Source organism: Paenibacillus sp. GQ49, from assembly GCF_059759055.1.
Genome location: NZ_JCAXEL010000013.1, coordinates 92,240 through 108,074, shown reverse-complemented (window position 1 = coordinate 108,074; position 15,835 = coordinate 92,240). Strand labels below are relative to the sequence as shown.

The window sequence follows — 15,835 nt, the reverse complement described above, 5'->3', positions numbered from 1 at the left end:
AAGGAGATATCCCGGTATGGTTCAAACGATACTGTCACGACTCGCAACATCGCTTCTGGTTATTTTCGGAGCTTCGGTGCTGGTGTACTGCATCATGTATCTTCTGCCGGGTGATCCGGTTCTGCTCATGCTGGACCCGTCCTCGGCTACCCCGGAGATGATCGAAAATCTGCGGGTCCAGCTTGGACTGGATCAGCCGTTTTATATCCAGTTTGCGAACTATTTTGGTGATATGCTGCGTGGGGATTTCGGTAAATCAATGATCAATTCCGATCCAGTTCTGCCAAAAATACTGGAACATTTTCCAGCCACACTGGCTTTGACCGCACTCAGCTCAATCATTGCCATCACGATTGGAATTACACTTGGTGTATTGTCTGCGATTCATCGCAATGGCGTGATTGATTTCGTTGCCCGGCTCGTTGGACTGTTCGGCATTTCCATGCCAACCTTCTGGACGGGGATACTGCTCATCCTGTTATTTTCAGTACAGCTTGGCTGGTTCCCGGCGATGGGTTCCGACGGATTCAGCTCACTGGTTCTTCCGGCAGCTACGCTGGGTCTCGTGGGTGCAGGATTTATTGTACGGATGGTGCGGAACAGCATGCTGGAAGTGATCAATGAACCGTTTATCGTGGCGTTACGGGCCAAAGGACTTTCGGAACGTGCCATCATGTATGGTCATGCACTGCGTAATGCGCTTATTCCTGCAGTAACGGTAATTGGCATGCTGATCGGTGATCTGCTTGCGGGAACCGTTGTGGTGGAGACCGTCTTCTCCAGACAGGGGATCGGCCGAATTATTGCGGATGCACTAATGGCCAAGGATCTGCCAGTGGTGCAAGGGGTTGTTTTCTTTACATCCATTATCTATGTGGTCTTGAACCTGCTGGTGGATATCTCGTATTCGTACATTGATCCCCGGGTTCGGCGTGCAGTCCGCACATGATATCGGATAGAACAGTCAGAAGTGTCCTGACGCGGAGTATGAAAGGAGGAGTTGTTGCTCATGAGCATGAAACCTTTGGCTGGTGACAAAAAAGCATGGGCCGGCAGTATAGGACGTATCCATCTGTGGAATCGCCGCCCTTGGCGCTATCGCGTCTCATTCGCGGTATCCCGATTATTCTTTTATGCAGCATTGCTGGTGGTGGTGTTTACCGTGGCATGTGCGATTGTACCGGGCTGGATTGCGCCCTATGATCCAACTCAGATGATGACGGATGTTATCCTGCAGGCTCCTTCTGCTGCGCATCTGTTCGGGACGGACTACTTTGGCAGGGATATCTTCAGTGTGGTTGTGCATGGAAGCAGGGATTCGCTGCTCATTGGATTTGCTTCGGTGCTTGTGGGCGGTATTGTCGGTAGTGCTCTTGGTATTATCTCCGGTTATGCCGGAGGAATTGTTGATACCATCACGATGTGGGCTGTCGATATTCTGATGGCTGTACCCGGCGTGCTCCTTGCATTGTCTGTTGCAGCTGCTCTCGGGCCAGGACTGATGAACATTGCACTGGCTGTTGCGGTTTCCTCTATTCCGGGCTACGCACGGGTGATGCGAGGGTAGGTCATATCAGTTAAAGGTCTGCCTTTCATTACAGCGACACGTTCACTGGGCGGTTCCAATGCACGTATTTTCTGGAAACATGTACTGCCACATTCGTTGTCACCCTTGCTGGTCATGGCTACGCTGGGCGTAGGGACATCAATTCTTACGGGCTCCGGACTCAGTTTTCTGGGACTTGGGGTGTTGAAGGAAATTCCGGATTGGGGCGCATTGCTCTCACAAGGTAGAGGTTATCTGACGGTTGCCTGGTGGATCTGTACGTTCCCGGGTCTGGCGATCACGTTGTTTGTACTGGCGGTTAATCTGATTGGAGACGATATTCGCGATCGGCTGGACCCCAAAGTAAAAGGAGCGGCTTGACCGCTATTCCAAAAAATAAGAATTTATAAGTTTCACCCTATCCATTTTTATATTTCACTGCGAAACGGTAGCTGTGCCACCAGAGGACGGCGACAGCCGTTTACGCTTGAGGAGGAGAAATTAATGTCACATGTTGTCATTATTGCAGGATCACCTTCCAAACGTTCGCGTTTGACAGGTCTGACGGATTACAGCAGCCAAAAATTAACGGAGGCAGGCATCACTGTTGAAGTCATTCATGTTGTGGACCTGCCCGCTGAGGATCTGGTGCAAGCCCGGTTTGACAGCTCATTCATTCGTGATGCACTCGCTGTCGTGGAAGCGGCGGATGCAGTTATTGTGGCTACACCGGTATACAAGGCATCGTACTCGGGAGTGCTCAAGCTGTTCCTGGATCTGATTCCGCAAGAAGGGTTACGGGGCAAGTTGACACTTCCGCTCGTTATCGGTGGCTCTATAGCTCATCTACTCGCGATTGATTATGCATTGAAGCCTGTTCTGGCAGCCCTTGGTGGAAGACATATCTTGGGTGGTGTGTATGCTGTAGATCAGGGAATTGAGCGATTGGATGATGGAAAATTTGTACTCTCGGCAGATGTGACTACACGTTTGGATCGCTCGCTGGATGAATTGATATTGACACTGGATGGGATTACGATATCGTAAAACCAAGTAAATATATTGGATAAATCAATATAAGATCAAACGTCTGCGGACGTGGATACGGAGGCGCTCATGAATATCGAGAATATTGAAGCATTTGTATATATCAATCATTATGGAAGCTTCAATAAGGCTGCTGAAGTACTCTTCTTGTCCCAACCTTCGGTTACAGCTCGCATTCAGTCACTGGAAAGGGAGCTGGGCTGCAAGTTGTTTGATCGGCTTGGCAAGCAAATTGTGCTGACAGAGGAAGGTCGGAAATTCCTGCCATATGCGCAGCAAGTGCTGCAAGTGATTCAGAAGGGCAAGCAGAAGATTCAGCAACGGCGATCAACACCGGATGCTCTTCGACTTGGTAGTACAGTATCGGTATCCAACTATGTCATTCCCGATTTTTTACCCAAGATCAAGGAAGCTTACCCCGAAATTAATATCAAATTGACGACCGCAACGACGGATCAGCTGATTGCCAAACTGCTTGGTCAGGAGATCGATCTTGCTTTTGTGCGCAAGGTCATGCATCCTGCGATCCGTACGGTTGCTTTTTATGAAGATCCGATTCAGCTCTATGTGTACAAAGGGCATCCATTCATTGAGAGCGGGCATGTCAGCATGGAAGCTATCCGGAATGAGCAACTGGTCTTTTTTGAATGTGGTTCACTGGACTGGCTTCGCATTCACCGGGCTTTCGACTCGCTGGAACATCCGCCGAATATTACATACCATGTCGATAATTCGGAGACGGCGAAGAAACTGGTTATGCAAGGGGCAGGCATTGCCTTTCTCCCGGGACTCACGGTGAAGAAGGAAGTGCAAAATCAGGAGCTATTCCCCATTCAGGTACATGAGGTAGCAGGTGTATCGTTGCAGATCAGCGTCGTTACTTTAAAAGAAGAATATTCGCCATTGGCAGAGCCCTTCGGGGAACTGCTGCGGAAGTTATAGATTGTTTGTAAGATTCAAGAACAGCGGTTCAGCACAATCAAGGAGGAGAAGGATATGAGTATTCGTGTTGGCATTTTGGATCAGACTCCCATCTATGAAGGGGAAACGGCGGTGGATGCTTTTCGGCATACGATTGAGCTGGCACAGCGGGCAGAGCAGCTTGGATTCCATCGGTTCTGGGTGTCGGAGCACCATGATTCAGGGCATGTTGCAGGTTCCTCCCCGGAAGTACTCATCTCCCACTTGCTTGCGCATACAAAGCGGATTCGGCTGGGGTCTGGCGGAGTAATGCTCCAGCATTATAGTCCATACAAAGTCGCCGAGAATTTCAATATCCTCGCCGCGCTCGGACCAGGAAGAGTTGACCTGGGAATCGGTCGTGCACCAGGCGGGTTACCACGTTCGACACAGGCGTTGCAGGAAGGTATTCAGGAAGCCGCATCTCTGAAGGAGAAAATTGTTCAGGTGAAACGATACATCCACAATGAGCCGCTTGAAGATCCATCACATCCACTTGCAGGTCTCAGCGCCTCGCCCTTGTCCGACATTCCAGCGGAGCTGTACGTGCTCGGAGCCAGTGTTGATAGTGCAGGCATGGCTGCTGAACTGGGACTCCCATATGTCTTTTCACTGTTCATTAACAGTAATATAGAGGTAGCACTTCAAGCGATCCGTGTATATCGTGAACAATTTGATCGTTCCCAGGGACGGGAGCCCTACGCTGCACTAGCCATATCGTTAATTGTGGCCGAGAGTGAGGAAGAAGCGGAAGGACTTGCGAGCGAGCATATGCTGGTGAAGATTCATCTGGAGAGTGGGAAGGTGCTGACGGTTGGTTCTGTGGAACAGGCGGAAGAATTCGGCCGTCAATCAAACGAAACCTATCGGATCGAAATTTTGGAGCCAAGTGTGACCCGGGGTACGAAGGAAAGCGTAGGTCAGGCACTGCTGAAGTTCCAGCAGGAGTTTGCTGTGGAAGAGTTCATTGTGACTACAGCTACACGGGACTTTACCAAGCGAATTCGTTCATTCGAATTGTTGCGTGAGATTCTGGCAGAGCAGGGACTAAGTGAATTTGCACTGGAATCCAAGGAACAGGAAGCTGCAATCGGATAGAATTAGGCAGTTAATATAGCAGTGAATATATACGAATGGGAGGCCATGTGATGAAAAGTGATCTGGAACAGCCCAAGCAGCATTCTGAGCAACAAGCACAGGGCCACGAGCATGAACTTCACGGTGAACGGGCGGAAGAATTCGCGGAACGCTTAATCACCATTCGACGACATCTGCATCGTAACCCGGAATTGTCCGGCGAGGAAAAGGAGACGACAGCTGCCATTCGCAGTTGGCTGGAAGAGGAAGGCGTCCGTATTGCAGACGAATATGCGCTGCGGACTGGGCTTGTCGCTGAAGTGGGTCAAGGGGACGGTCCTGTTGTCGCCCTAAGAGCAGATATTGATGCACTGCCCATTCAGGAAGAGACAAAGCTGGAATTTGCCTCCCAGGTAGATGGAAAGATGCACGCATGCGGACATGACGCACACACGGCAATTCTGATTGGTGCTGCACGATTACTGAAACAGCGTGAGTCCATTCTACCGGGAAAAGTACGGTTGATATTCCAGCCATCGGAGGAAAAAGCAACGGGTGCTCGGCAAGTGATCCAGAGCGGCGCATTATCCGATGTTCGGGCCGTATTTGGGTTGCATAACAAGCCTGATCTCCAGGTAGGTACGGTGGGCATTCGAGAAGGCGCATTGATGGCAGCAGCAGACGGTTTTGTTGTCAAAGTGGAAGGTGTAGGCACCCATGCAGCCGTGCCTGAAGCAGGCATTGATCCAATTGTGGTTGCTGCACATATTGTTACGGCATTACAGGCCATTGTGAGTCGTAATGTGGGAGCACAGGAGAGTGCTGTAATCAGTGTCACCAAGCTCCACAGCGGCACAGCCTGGAACGTCATTCCGGATGAAGCAATCCTCGATGGCACAGTGCGTACCTTTGATGAGAAAGTGCGTGCACGGATTCGCGAGCGTTTCAATCAGGTAGTAGCGGGTGTTGCGGCGGCATATGGCACTCGTGCTACGGTTCGCTGGATTCAGGGACCACCTGCCGTGGTCAATGATGAGTCTCTGGCATCTGCGGCGGAGCAAGTTGCAAGTGAGATTGGATTAAACAGTGTTAGACCGCTACCTTCTCCAGCAGGTGAGGACTTTTCCTTTTATCAAAAAGAAGTTCCCGGCCTGTTCCTCTTCCTGGGCACCTCTGGCCCGCATGAGTGGCATCACCCTGGCTTTGATGTGGATGAACGGGCTCTGCCGCTGGGAGCACATCTTCTGGCAGCACTGGCTGAACGGGCACTGCACAATGTGCAAGCACATCAAGAGTGATGAGTATAGTGAACCACTGGATCATATCCAGATCGAAACGGTTCCGTTCGACGGCAACCGTTTTTCGTATTCCCTTTTTAAGTGAGAGCAAGGTAGGAACGACGATTCGTTGAATCTTATCAGACGGTGTAGTTATGGCTAGGGCTGGCGCATAAGCGTCAGCTCTGTTTGGGTTTTCTTACAGGAGGGGCAGCTAAAGGTATTATGAAATTTTATTTTTTAAAATGGAAATATTTGTTGACGCTTTCCAAAAGGATGTGCTATATTTTTCTCGACGTTTAATCGTAATAATTACTATTAGATAAAAAAGGAGAACAGGAGTAGTCGCTGCGATGAAACAGGAGATCGATTTTATCAAGTTCAGTCCCACTCAAAACATGACGATTCTGGTTAAAACGGATCATGCAGCCGAGCAATACAGTCATATTGCGACCCGCCTAATGTCGTATGATAACGTTTACGCTGAACAAGTGGGATTCATTGAACCAACGACGAGACCGGAAGCTGCTGCCCATCTGGAAATGGCCGGAGGCGAGTTCTGTGGCAATGCCTGCATGGCACTCGCAGCACACCTCGCATCTGAAGCAGGACTGGTACAACAGGAGTCTATGGATATCATGTTGGAGGTTTCCGGAACCGACCAATTGATCATGTGCCATGTGAAGAAGCAGCAGAACGAATACGACTGTCAGGTAACCATGCCGATTCCGAAGCAGATCGAACAACGAACAATCCGATATGAAGGCATCGAGCTCGATATGGTGATCATCCGGTACGCTGAGTTCATCCATATCGTGATCGAAGTTGATGACTTCGACGATACGATGAAGAAGAGGGCACAGACCCTTGCAAGATTACTGGGACTAACCCTTGGAGATAAGCTGATTGGTATCTTGTTATATCAATCACACTTGGAAGAAATGGCCCCACTCATCTATGTTCCGGAGCTGGACAGTCTGATCTGGGAAAGAGGGTGTGGTTCGGGTACGGCCTCCGTAGGAGCGTATCTCGCATGGAGCCAGCAGAGGCAGATTACGCAGTACATCAAGCAGCCCGGTGGTGCGATCAAAGTGGTAGCCCAGTGGGATGGCGCAGAACTTGGGAGTATTACGATTGAGGGATCGGTTGGCATCGTGGCACAGGGCAAAGCCTTCATAGATGCTCCAGCAGAATGGAGCGTTGTAAACGCATGAGGTACATGATACATGATCGAGACAACGTATAGGGGGAAAAGAAATGATCACTTTGGTTCATTTTCAGACATGTTTGAGTGAATTTGCAGAGAAATTCGATAAGCTCGCGAGTAAGTATGATCATACGATTCAGCATAGTTCAGAGCTGGAGGCTGTGATCAATGACTACTCCCGCTTTGTGACCGATCCGGAGAATAAGGCAGCCTGGGAACAGTTAGAGCAGTCGGAGCTCGAAGAGCTGGATACGCTTGTATGGGAATTAAGAAATAAATCAGCCCTGTGTGTGGCGATCATGGAGAAATATCGTGCATTGAAGTTAGAGAACGGGGATGTGCAGATTGCCGATTATTTCAAAAATATCGAAGAGTGCATCGATAAAGAATTTGGTAGCTTCCATGTTACCTCCGATTCCAACGTATTGCTGGTAGGCTCCGGTTCATTCCCCATGACACCATTACTCATTGCCAAGCGAACAGGTGCACAGGTTGTCGGAATCGATATTGATGAAGAGTCCATTACACTCGGGCAAAAAGTGGTGGAGACGCTGGGCGCAGGCTTGAAGATTCGTTTGGAGTCAACATTGCTGGAGAATTTGGATTATACAAGGGAAGCAACCCATATTATTTTCAGCTCTACCGTAGCCCCTAAATATGAGCTGCTTGATCAACTGCATGCCCTGACGAATGTACAGGTGGTTGTAGCCATGAGATACGGTGATCAGTTGAAGTCCTTGTTCAATTATCCGATGAGAGAGACGGACAGTAACAAGTGGAAGCTGGTGGATACGATCCTGCGCCCGGATGATGTGTTCGATATTGCGTTGTATCAAAAAGCATAGGTATGCAAGTGCATCCAAGTGCGTCCAAATGGATTACAGATTGAACTTTGAATATAGGAGGCTTATATGAGCAATCTTCAGCGAATTCTGATACTCGGAACCGGACCTGCATCCATTCAGCTTGCGATAACACTCAAAGATCATCTCAACTGCTGTATAGGCATTGCAGGGAGACAATCGGTTCGTTCAGCGTCCGTATTCTCAGCCCTCGAACAGAGCAATGGGCGTATTCAGGTCAGCATTCAAAATGAGAAGCATCAACCGCTCGAAGGTGAATGTGTCGTTGATCATGTGTTCAAGGGATATGACACCATTAAGGGGGAATGGGACACACTCATTTTGGCGGTTACCACCGATGCATATATCGATGTATTGGAACAAATGAATGATGAATTCATCAAACAACTGAAATGTATCATTTTGATTTCTCCAACGTTTGGATCGAATCGACTCGTGACCCATTACATGAGAGAGCGGAATGCAGCGCCGGAAGTGATCAGTTTCTCTACCTATCTTGGAGATACCCGTTGGATGTACGAACATCCGTCGAATCATGTGATTACTACAGGGGTTAAGAAAAAGGTCTATATCGGTTCTACTCTTTACCCGTCTGAACAGGTCAGCAAGCTATGCCAAGTTTATGACCGTTTGGGTGTTGTGCTGGAAGTGATGCGATCCCCACTGGAAGCGGAAACGAGAAATATCTCGTTGTACGTGCATCCGCCCTTGTTCATGAATGACTTCTCATTAGAGGCCATCTTTGGAGCTTCGGATATTCAGAAGTGCGTATACAAAATGTATCCTGAAGGTCCGATTACACAAGTTTTGATACGGGAAATGCGGGCACAGTGGCAGGAAATTATGAATATTACGGACCGACTTGATATTCAGGGAGTCAACCTGCTTCAATTCATGACGGATGACAACTATCCGGTTCGATTAGAGAGTATATCACGTCAGGATATCGAGAGTTTCAATCAGCTGCAGGTCATTCATCAAGAGTATTTATTATACATACGGTACACCTCATTATTGATTGATCCATTCTCGGAACCCGACTCGGAAGGGAAATATTTTGACTTTTCAGCAGTCCCATTCCGTCAAACATTCATGAACCGCGAAGGGGAACTGGACATCCCCCGCATGCCCAAGGAGGATTACTATCGCATCAAAATCATTCAGGGCATAGCCAGACATCTCGATGTGAGCTGTCCAACCATTGATCAATTTATCGCCAGATATGAAGCGAAGCTTCAGGAAGTAGCTGACGCACACCCGAATCAACGCTTGTCCGAAGCCTTTGTAATCCAATCCTTTGGCGAGGATATCCGCATGATCTGCACCGGACTTTGAGTAATAGGGTTAATTACATCTCAAATTAATCAAGTTGAACCTGATGTTTACATCATAACGGAGAGTGCAGAACCAATCTGAAGAAGCGAAGCGTTCGCATTTATCACCGGATTTTCTCTTTGGAAAAGAGAATCAAAAAAATCTGGGGATAACAGCGATCGGAAGATGGTACTGCAATCGGAGTTGCCGATGTAACCTACAAGGTCTGCTTGTAACTTAATCATCAGGAGGAAATGTTGTGAAAAAGGGTCTTACTTTTACATCCATACTATTGCTGGTGTCTGCCATTGCGCTGCTCGCCGGATGCGGACAGAGCCCAAAAGAGACAGAGAGCGCCCAAACGGAGCCTGCCAATAGCCAAGTACAAACAGAACTTATCTATGCTTCTGCCAAGGATATTAACGATATGAACCCCCATCTGTATCCCGGCTCGATGCCTGCCCAAGGGATGGTATACGAGTCTTTGGTTGAAAACACGGTTGATGGGATCAAGCCTTTGTTGGCGGAATCATGGGATATCTCCGAGGATGGCAAAACCTATACGTTTCATCTGCGACAAGATGTGAAATTCCATGATGGAGAGCCGTTCAACGCAGAGGCGGTTAAACAAAATATCGATGCAGTACAGGCGAATGCCGAAAGACACGCATGGATCAAGCTGTCTACCAAAATCACGAGTGTAAAAGTTATCGATGAGCATACGGTGGAGCTGACGCTGTCGGAAGCCTATTATCCGGCACTTGTGGAATTGTCCATGACAAGACCTTACGTCTTCATCTCGCCCAAGGATTTCAAGGATGGGGGAACCAAAGACGGAGTAAGTGGTTTCAACGGGACAGGGCCCTACAAGCTTACAGGACATAAAATCGACGAGAATGCTACCTTTGAAGCGAATGAGGCCTACTGGGGTGGTGCACCTGCAATCAAGAAGATCACATCCAAGGTTCTTCCTGCTGGAGAAACAACATTCTTGGCATTGCAAAAGGGAGAGATCAACTTTGTGTTCACCGATGACCGGGGAGCAGACAGCATTGATATTGAAGCGATGAATCAATTGGCTGAGTCTGGCGATTATCAAATCGTTCGAAGTGAACCTATGAATACGGCCATGATCGTAGCCAATAGTAGCAAGATGGATAGCCCTGTTCAAGATCAAGCTGTTCGTGAAGCTGTATGGTATGGCATCGACCGTGAAAGCATCAGTAACGATATTTTTGATGGAACGCAAACGGTAGCGGACAGCTTGTTCTCATCCAACGTAAATTACGCAGATGTCGACCTAAAAAGGCGCAATTATGATCCGGAAACTGCGAAACAACTTTTGGAGAATTCGGGTTGGACGCTGGCGAATGGTGAAGCTGTGAGAACGAAAAATGGTAAGTCTCTAGCCATGAACTTGTATTATGACAGCAACTCCTCTTCCCAAAAAACACAGGCAGAATTTATCCAAAATTCGTTAAAAGGAATAGGGATGCAAGTGGAAATTGTTGGGGAGGAGTCCACTTCCATCGCAAACAGAAGATCAACCGGTGAGTATGATCTATTATTCAATCAGACCTGGGGACTCGCGTACGACCCACAGAGCACAATCTCTGCGTTTACTTCGGATGCATCTTATAAACATACGACAAGCGGCCTTCCCCAAGCAGAGGAATTGTATAAAAAAATTGAGGAAGTCATGGTGTCAACAGATGAAGAAACAAGAAAAGCGTTATATGCGGATATTATGAAAATCGTTCATGACGAAGCGGTATTTATTCCTCTTACCAACGGGCGTGTCACGGTAGTGGCTCCCCAAAGTCTGGACGGAATTTCATTCAAGCAGACTCAATATGAATTGCCATTTGAGCAGATGAATTTTAAATAGGAATGACATCAATAGGGGGGAGGGTAATCCCCCCTTTATTTGTAAATAAACTCGAATTCGTCCGAAAAGGAGATGGATATGGGAAGTTATATCGTCAGAAGAATATTACTGGCCATACCTTTGCTGATCATTATTTCATTTATAACGTTTGTTTTAATTAATCTCTCTCCTCTGGACCCGGCCGTAGTGGTCTTACAGGCACAGGACGTTCCCCAGATCACAGATGAATTAATCGCCCAAACCAATGAAGCATTAGGGTTCGATAAACCGTTCATGATCCAGTATATAAACTGGATGATTGCCGTATTGCAGTTTGACTTTGGCCATTCCTATGTATCCGGTGAAACCGTATGGTCTATGGTAGGTCCGGCCTTTCTGAATACGCTAAAGTTAACACTGGTCTCATCCATTTTTATTATTGTGTTCTCGATCCTTTTGGGCGTGATCTGTGCCATGAGAGAAGGGAAAGTCATCGATAAATCGGTAAGAGGCATCTCCTTTTTCCTCACGGCGATGCCATCCTATTGGCTTGCGGCAATCATGATTTGGTACTTTTCTGTCAAGTTGGATCTGTTGCCAACCAGCGGGATGGACTCCTACAAAAGTTATATCCTTCCGGTGATTGTGATTACGGTAAGTTACACGGGCATTTATTTTAGAACAGTACGAAGTTCTATGTTGAGCAATCTGAATGAGGACTATGTGCTCTATGGAAGAGCCAGCGGATTAAGCGAGAAAAAGGTGACCCTGCATATTTTAAGAAACTCACTTCAAGTAGCAGTGTCAATATTTTGCATGGCGATCCCCATCGTGCTCGGGAGCACGGTCGTCATCGAAAATGTGTTTGCATGGCCGGGACTCGGGAGACTCAGCGTGCGATCGATTCTAAGTCGGGATTTCCCGATTATTCAGGCATATGTTTTGATTTTGGCGGTAACGTTTGTGTTGTTTAATACACTTTCGGACATCATCAATGCTGCGATGAATCCCAGGTTGAGAAAGGATATCTGATGAGAATATTGAAAAATTTGAGCAAAGACAAGCTGGCTATTACATCATTGGCGATTATCGTGGTCACTATTGTTGCTGGCATATTTGCCCCTTTATTTGCACCACATGACCCCGAGGCAGTGAATATGAAGCTTCGATATGCATCTTCATCCTGGGAGTACCTGTTAGGGAATGATCACTTGGGCAGATGTGTTTTATCCAGGCTCATTTACGGTATTCGTCCCAGTGTTTTATGGGTCTTGGTTGCATTGAGCTTCTCTGTTTTTGTTGGGGCTATTGTCGGATTTATCGCGGGTTACTTTAAGGGGAAAACAGATGCTTTGATTATGAGGATCTGTGATATCATGCTGTCCTTCCCTGGATATGTCATGACCTTGGCAGTAGTCGGCATTTTGGGTGCAGGGCTGGAAAATATTTTAATTGCCTTTGTATTCATGAAATGGGCCTGGTTTGCCCGCGTCATTCGCACCTCTGTGATGCAGTTCTCCGAAATGGATTATGTGAAATTTGCGAAAGCCTCTGGCACGCCCAATCTGAGAATTATAACCAAGCACATTGTTCCGGTTACATTTGCCGATATCGCGGTGATCTCAAGTGGTTCCATGTGTTCGATGATGCTGCAGATCTCGGGGCTCTCCTTTCTCGGACTCGGCATTCAGGCTCCCCATGCTGAATGGGGCATGATGTTAAACGAGGCAAGGGAGGTCATGTTCTCCAGACCTGAATTAATGTTGGCACCTGGCTTGGCCATTGTCATTGTGGTGTCCGCTTTTAATTTTCTGTCGGATGCACTTCAGGTTGCTTTGGATCCCAAATTAATGACCTATCAAGGCAAAGTTCGCAAGAAAGAGGTGGGACAAGCGGCTTATGAATATAGTAGAGGTTGAAAATTTGAAAGTATGGGATACGCGTACAGGCAAAGTTATTATTCATGATAGTTCATTTCAGGTAAAGCAAGGAAGCTGTCTGGCCATTGTGGGGGAGAGCGGGAGTGGCAAGTCCGTGACGTGCAGGTCCATTATTCGATTGAATAAAGCGTGGCTTCACCAATCTGGAACCATTTTATTCAAAGGTGAGAATCTGAACCAGCTTACTGAAAAAGAGATGAGAAAAAAAAGAGGAAGAAATCTCTGCCTGATTTTGCAAAATGGCATGAGTGCATTTGATCCTTCCTGTGTGATTGGTGTTCATATCATGGAGACACTTCAGGAACATTTTGGCTGGAATACCCGGGAGATTGAGCGGAAAATAAAAAATGCCATGGAAAGCGTCATGTTGAAAAATCCGCAAGACATCCTGAATCAATACCCGCACGAACTGTCTGGCGGGATGCTGCAGCGAATTATGATCGCGCTGGCACTGGTGTTGGAGCCGGATATGATTATTGCGGATGAACCGACAACGGCGCTGGATACGATCTCTCAGTACGAGGTCGTTGAACAATTGATTCAATTACGCGAACGCATGGGATGTTCGATGATGTTTATATCACATGATCTCGGTGTGGTGCAGAAAATTGCGGACGAAGTTATGGTCATGAAGGACGGAGCTATTGTCGAAAGAGGAGATATTCAGTCCGTGTTTTCAGAACCGGAACATGCATATACCCAATATTTAGTGTCTACCCGACTGGAGCTGAGCAACCATTTCAAGAAATTGATGCAGGAGGGGTTATAAGTGCTGAAGGTGGATGGCATTGAGAAATCCTATAGACAGAGCGGGCTGTTTTCCAAACAAAGACAGCAGGTTCTGAAGAATGTTGCATTTGAATGCTATCATGGTGAATGTCTCGGCATTATCGGTGAAAGTGGAAGTGGCAAGTCCACCTTGGGACGGTTGATCCTGGGCATTGAAAAGCCGGATCGAGGAACTATTTTGTTTGAGGGGAAAAACGTGAAGGATCGCAGTGTGAGAATGGGAAACATCAGTGCGGTATTTCAAAATTATACGTCGTCCATTAATCCGTTCTTTAACGTTGAAGAAGCGATCATCGAGCCCTTGAAGGCTCAAAAAAAGGTTCAGCAAAATATGCAAAGCAAGGTTGATGAGTTGTTATATCAAGTTGGATTGGACCCGTCCTACAGACGGAAATATCCTCATGAATTATCCGGAGGAGAGGCTCAGAGAGTATGTATTGCAAGAGCCATTTCCACAGCACCAAAATGTATTTTATTGGATGAAGCCATCAGTTCTCTGGATGTGTCTGTTCAGATCCAGGTGCTGCAATTGTTAAAACAATTAAAGGAAATCTACAAGATGAGTTATGTGTTTATCACGCATGATATTCAGGCGGCAGCCTATATTTGCGACCGGGTCATTATTTTTAGAGAGGGTCAGATTGAGGAAGTGGTCCCGATTGGGCAACTCAAGGATGTCCAATCCGAATATGCGAAGAAATTGTTGAAGCATTTAATTACATTTTAGGGGGAAACCCATTGTGAGTGGAGCGATGTCTTGGCCTTTTCTGCGTTTGTACATACTGGTTCTTTTATATTTTAGTGCAAATGCTATTCTCAATGTAATTATCCCTTTACAGGGGGAATCCCTGGGCGCCAGCAGTACAACCATCGGGCTAATCATGGGAGCCTACATGTTTACAACGATGTTTTTTAGGCCATGGGCAGGTCATATCATTCAAAAAAAAGGGCCGATCAAAGTATTACGCTTTATCCTGATCGTCAACGGATTTGCCCTGATTTTATATACGTTTACGGGACTCGGTGGCTATTTGGTCGCTCGTATTTTACAAGGGGTATCGACCGCTTTCTTCTCCATGGCGTTACAGATCGGCATTATCGATGCCCTCCCGGAGAAAGATCGTTCTCAGGGCATTTCATATTATTCGTTATTTAGCTATATACCGGGCATTGTGGGTCCTGTTCTTGCATTGGGAATTTGGCAGACAGGAGGAATGGATTATTTTACAGTGGTTCTGATTGGTATTGCCATCTGTACAGGCGTGTTTGGATATAGCGCCAAAATGGACAAGAGCACGGAGCAGCCAGCCGAAAATGTTCCTGCTCAGAACGTAGGCGTATACCAATCCTTTAGTCAGCTGGTTAAAAATCCGTTCCTGTTCAAATGTAGTGTATTGATGCTTAGTGCCTCCGTTGTATTCGGAGCGGTTACGACCTTTATTCCTTTATATGCCGGCCAACTGCCAAGCGGTAATGCGGGTATCTATCTGATGCTTCAAGCAGGAACCGTAGTGCTAGCCCGGATTATGCTTCGGAAAAAAATCCCTTCGGACGGAAAATGGCACGCTCCATTTATTATGGGAACGATGTTTCTTTTGGCAGTGGCTGCGCTGTGTGTAAGCTTTTCGATAACAGGAGGAGCTGTTTTTTTCTATGTGGGGGCGATATTGATGGGAATAGCTCAATCTATCCTGTATCCGACGTTAACCACCTATTTATCCTTTGTGTTGCCACAGCTTAATCGAAATGTGCTGATTGGATTATTTATAGCGACGGCAGATCTGGGCGTTTCTCTGGGCGGTGTCGTTATGGGACCGGTTGCTGACTTCTCTTCCTATTCATTTATGTACATGATCTGTGCTATCCTAGGAGCGGTAATGATCGTTTTTGCCTATGAACGGCGAAGACCCGTGACAGGTACATCTGTGAGTTGACTGCCAGGAGAGAA

14 protein-coding genes and 1 pseudogene are annotated in these 15,835 nt (G+C 47.1%); all 15 read left to right on the top strand.

The window, feature by feature from the left end; translation table 11 throughout:
• Positions 1 to 16: 16 nt before the first annotated feature.
• The 15 genes and pseudogenes from AC6CIF_RS21200 to cntE all read left to right on the top strand — a co-directional run bounded on the left by AC6CIF_RS21200 (position 17) and on the right by cntE (position 15,821).
• Positions 17 to 949: an ABC transporter permease gene (locus AC6CIF_RS21200; protein WP_036605816.1), complete on the top strand. Its 933-nt coding sequence runs from the start codon at positions 17 to 19 to the stop codon at positions 947 to 949.
• Between the two features lie 60 nt (positions 950 to 1,009).
• Positions 1,010 to 1,927 (top strand): annotated as a pseudogene (locus tag AC6CIF_RS21195) (ABC transporter permease).
• A gap of 123 nt (positions 1,928 to 2,050) precedes the next feature.
• Positions 2,051 to 2,593, top strand: coding sequence for an NADPH-dependent FMN reductase (ssuE, locus tag AC6CIF_RS21190; RefSeq protein WP_498201442.1), 543 nt, complete (start codon positions 2,051 to 2,053; stop codon positions 2,591 to 2,593).
• A 69-nt stretch (positions 2,594 to 2,662) separates the two neighbouring features.
• Positions 2,663 to 3,535 carry a LysR family transcriptional regulator gene (locus AC6CIF_RS21185; protein ID WP_076253264.1) on the top strand — a complete coding sequence of 291 codons (873 nt, stop codon included), beginning with the start codon at positions 2,663 to 2,665 and terminating at the stop codon, positions 3,533 to 3,535.
• A 54-nt stretch (positions 3,536 to 3,589) separates the two neighbouring features.
• Positions 3,590 to 4,651 (top strand): LLM class flavin-dependent oxidoreductase, encoded by a 1,062-nt coding sequence (locus AC6CIF_RS21180; protein ID WP_498201441.1) that lies wholly within the window; start codon positions 3,590 to 3,592, stop codon positions 4,649 to 4,651.
• A 50-nt stretch (positions 4,652 to 4,701) separates the two neighbouring features.
• Positions 4,702 to 5,928, top strand: a complete 1,227-nt coding sequence (locus AC6CIF_RS21175) for an amidohydrolase (protein WP_498201440.1) — start codon at positions 4,702 to 4,704, stop codon at positions 5,926 to 5,928.
• 332 nt (positions 5,929 to 6,260) lie between these two features.
• A complete protein-coding gene (locus AC6CIF_RS21170; RefSeq protein ID WP_498201439.1) occupies positions 6,261 to 7,121 on the top strand; it encodes a histidine racemase CntK family protein in 861 nt (286 codons plus the stop codon).
• A gap of 43 nt (positions 7,122 to 7,164) precedes the next feature.
• Positions 7,165 to 7,959 carry an SAM-dependent methyltransferase gene (locus tag AC6CIF_RS21165; protein WP_498201438.1) on the top strand — a complete coding sequence of 265 codons (795 nt, stop codon included), beginning with the start codon at positions 7,165 to 7,167 and terminating at the stop codon, positions 7,957 to 7,959.
• Positions 7,960 to 8,025: 66 nt separating this feature from the next.
• Positions 8,026 to 9,312: an opine metallophore biosynthesis dehydrogenase gene (locus AC6CIF_RS21160; RefSeq protein ID WP_498201437.1), complete on the top strand. Its 1,287-nt coding sequence runs from the start codon at positions 8,026 to 8,028 to the stop codon at positions 9,310 to 9,312.
• A gap of 238 nt (positions 9,313 to 9,550) precedes the next feature.
• Complete coding sequence (gene cntA / locus AC6CIF_RS21155; protein ID WP_498201436.1) at positions 9,551 to 11,179, top strand: staphylopine-dependent metal ABC transporter substrate-binding lipoprotein; 1,629 nt, start codon at positions 9,551 to 9,553, stop codon at positions 11,177 to 11,179.
• Positions 11,180 to 11,257: 78 nt separating this feature from the next.
• Positions 11,258 to 12,190: a nickel/cobalt ABC transporter permease gene (opp1B, locus tag AC6CIF_RS21150; protein WP_076211175.1), complete on the top strand. Its 933-nt coding sequence runs from the start codon at positions 11,258 to 11,260 to the stop codon at positions 12,188 to 12,190.
• Positions 12,190 to 13,077, top strand: coding sequence for a staphylopine uptake ABC transporter permease subunit CntC (gene cntC / locus AC6CIF_RS21145; RefSeq protein ID WP_498201435.1), 888 nt, complete (start codon positions 12,190 to 12,192; stop codon positions 13,075 to 13,077). The genes opp1B and cntC overlap by 1 nt, the downstream gene beginning before the upstream one ends.
• Positions 13,058 to 13,867, top strand: coding sequence for a staphylopine uptake ABC transporter ATP-binding protein CntD (gene cntD / locus AC6CIF_RS21140; RefSeq protein ID WP_498201434.1), 810 nt, complete (start codon positions 13,058 to 13,060; stop codon positions 13,865 to 13,867). Before cntC ends, cntD begins: the two co-directional genes overlap by 20 nt.
• Positions 13,868 to 14,614, top strand: coding sequence for an ABC transporter ATP-binding protein (locus tag AC6CIF_RS21135; protein ID WP_498201433.1), 747 nt, complete (start codon positions 13,868 to 13,870; stop codon positions 14,612 to 14,614).
• Positions 14,615 to 14,627: 13 nt separating this feature from the next.
• On the top strand, positions 14,628 to 15,821 hold the full coding sequence (gene cntE / locus AC6CIF_RS21130; RefSeq protein ID WP_498201432.1) for a staphylopine family metallophore export MFS transporter CntE: 1,194 nt from the start codon (positions 14,628 to 14,630) through the stop codon (positions 15,819 to 15,821).
• Positions 15,822 to 15,835 lie beyond the last annotated feature (14 nt).

What these genes read in the sequence shown, in the direction of transcription:
- cntD (WP_498201434.1), top strand. Translation starts at nt 13,058, where the DNA reads ATGAATATAGTAGAGGTTGAAAATTTGAAAGTATGGGATACGCGTACA.
- AC6CIF_RS21180 (WP_498201441.1), top strand. Translation starts at nt 3,590, where the DNA reads ATGAGTATTCGTGTTGGCATTTTGGATCAGACTCCCATCTATGAAGGG.
- AC6CIF_RS21170 (WP_498201439.1), top strand. Translation starts at nt 6,261, where the DNA reads ATGAAACAGGAGATCGATTTTATCAAGTTCAGTCCCACTCAAAACATG.
- cntC (WP_498201435.1), top strand. Translation starts at nt 12,190, where the DNA reads ATGAGAATATTGAAAAATTTGAGCAAAGACAAGCTGGCTATTACATCA.
- opp1B (WP_076211175.1), top strand. Translation starts at nt 11,258, where the DNA reads ATGGGAAGTTATATCGTCAGAAGAATATTACTGGCCATACCTTTGCTG.
- AC6CIF_RS21200 (WP_036605816.1), top strand. Translation starts at nt 17, where the DNA reads ATGGTTCAAACGATACTGTCACGACTCGCAACATCGCTTCTGGTTATT.
- AC6CIF_RS21160 (WP_498201437.1), top strand. Translation starts at nt 8,026, where the DNA reads ATGAGCAATCTTCAGCGAATTCTGATACTCGGAACCGGACCTGCATCC.
- AC6CIF_RS21175 (WP_498201440.1), top strand. Translation starts at nt 4,702, where the DNA reads ATGAAAAGTGATCTGGAACAGCCCAAGCAGCATTCTGAGCAACAAGCA.
- ssuE (WP_498201442.1), top strand. Translation starts at nt 2,051, where the DNA reads ATGTCACATGTTGTCATTATTGCAGGATCACCTTCCAAACGTTCGCGT.
- AC6CIF_RS21185 (WP_076253264.1), top strand. Translation starts at nt 2,663, where the DNA reads ATGAATATCGAGAATATTGAAGCATTTGTATATATCAATCATTATGGA.
- AC6CIF_RS21165 (WP_498201438.1), top strand. Translation starts at nt 7,165, where the DNA reads ATGATCACTTTGGTTCATTTTCAGACATGTTTGAGTGAATTTGCAGAG.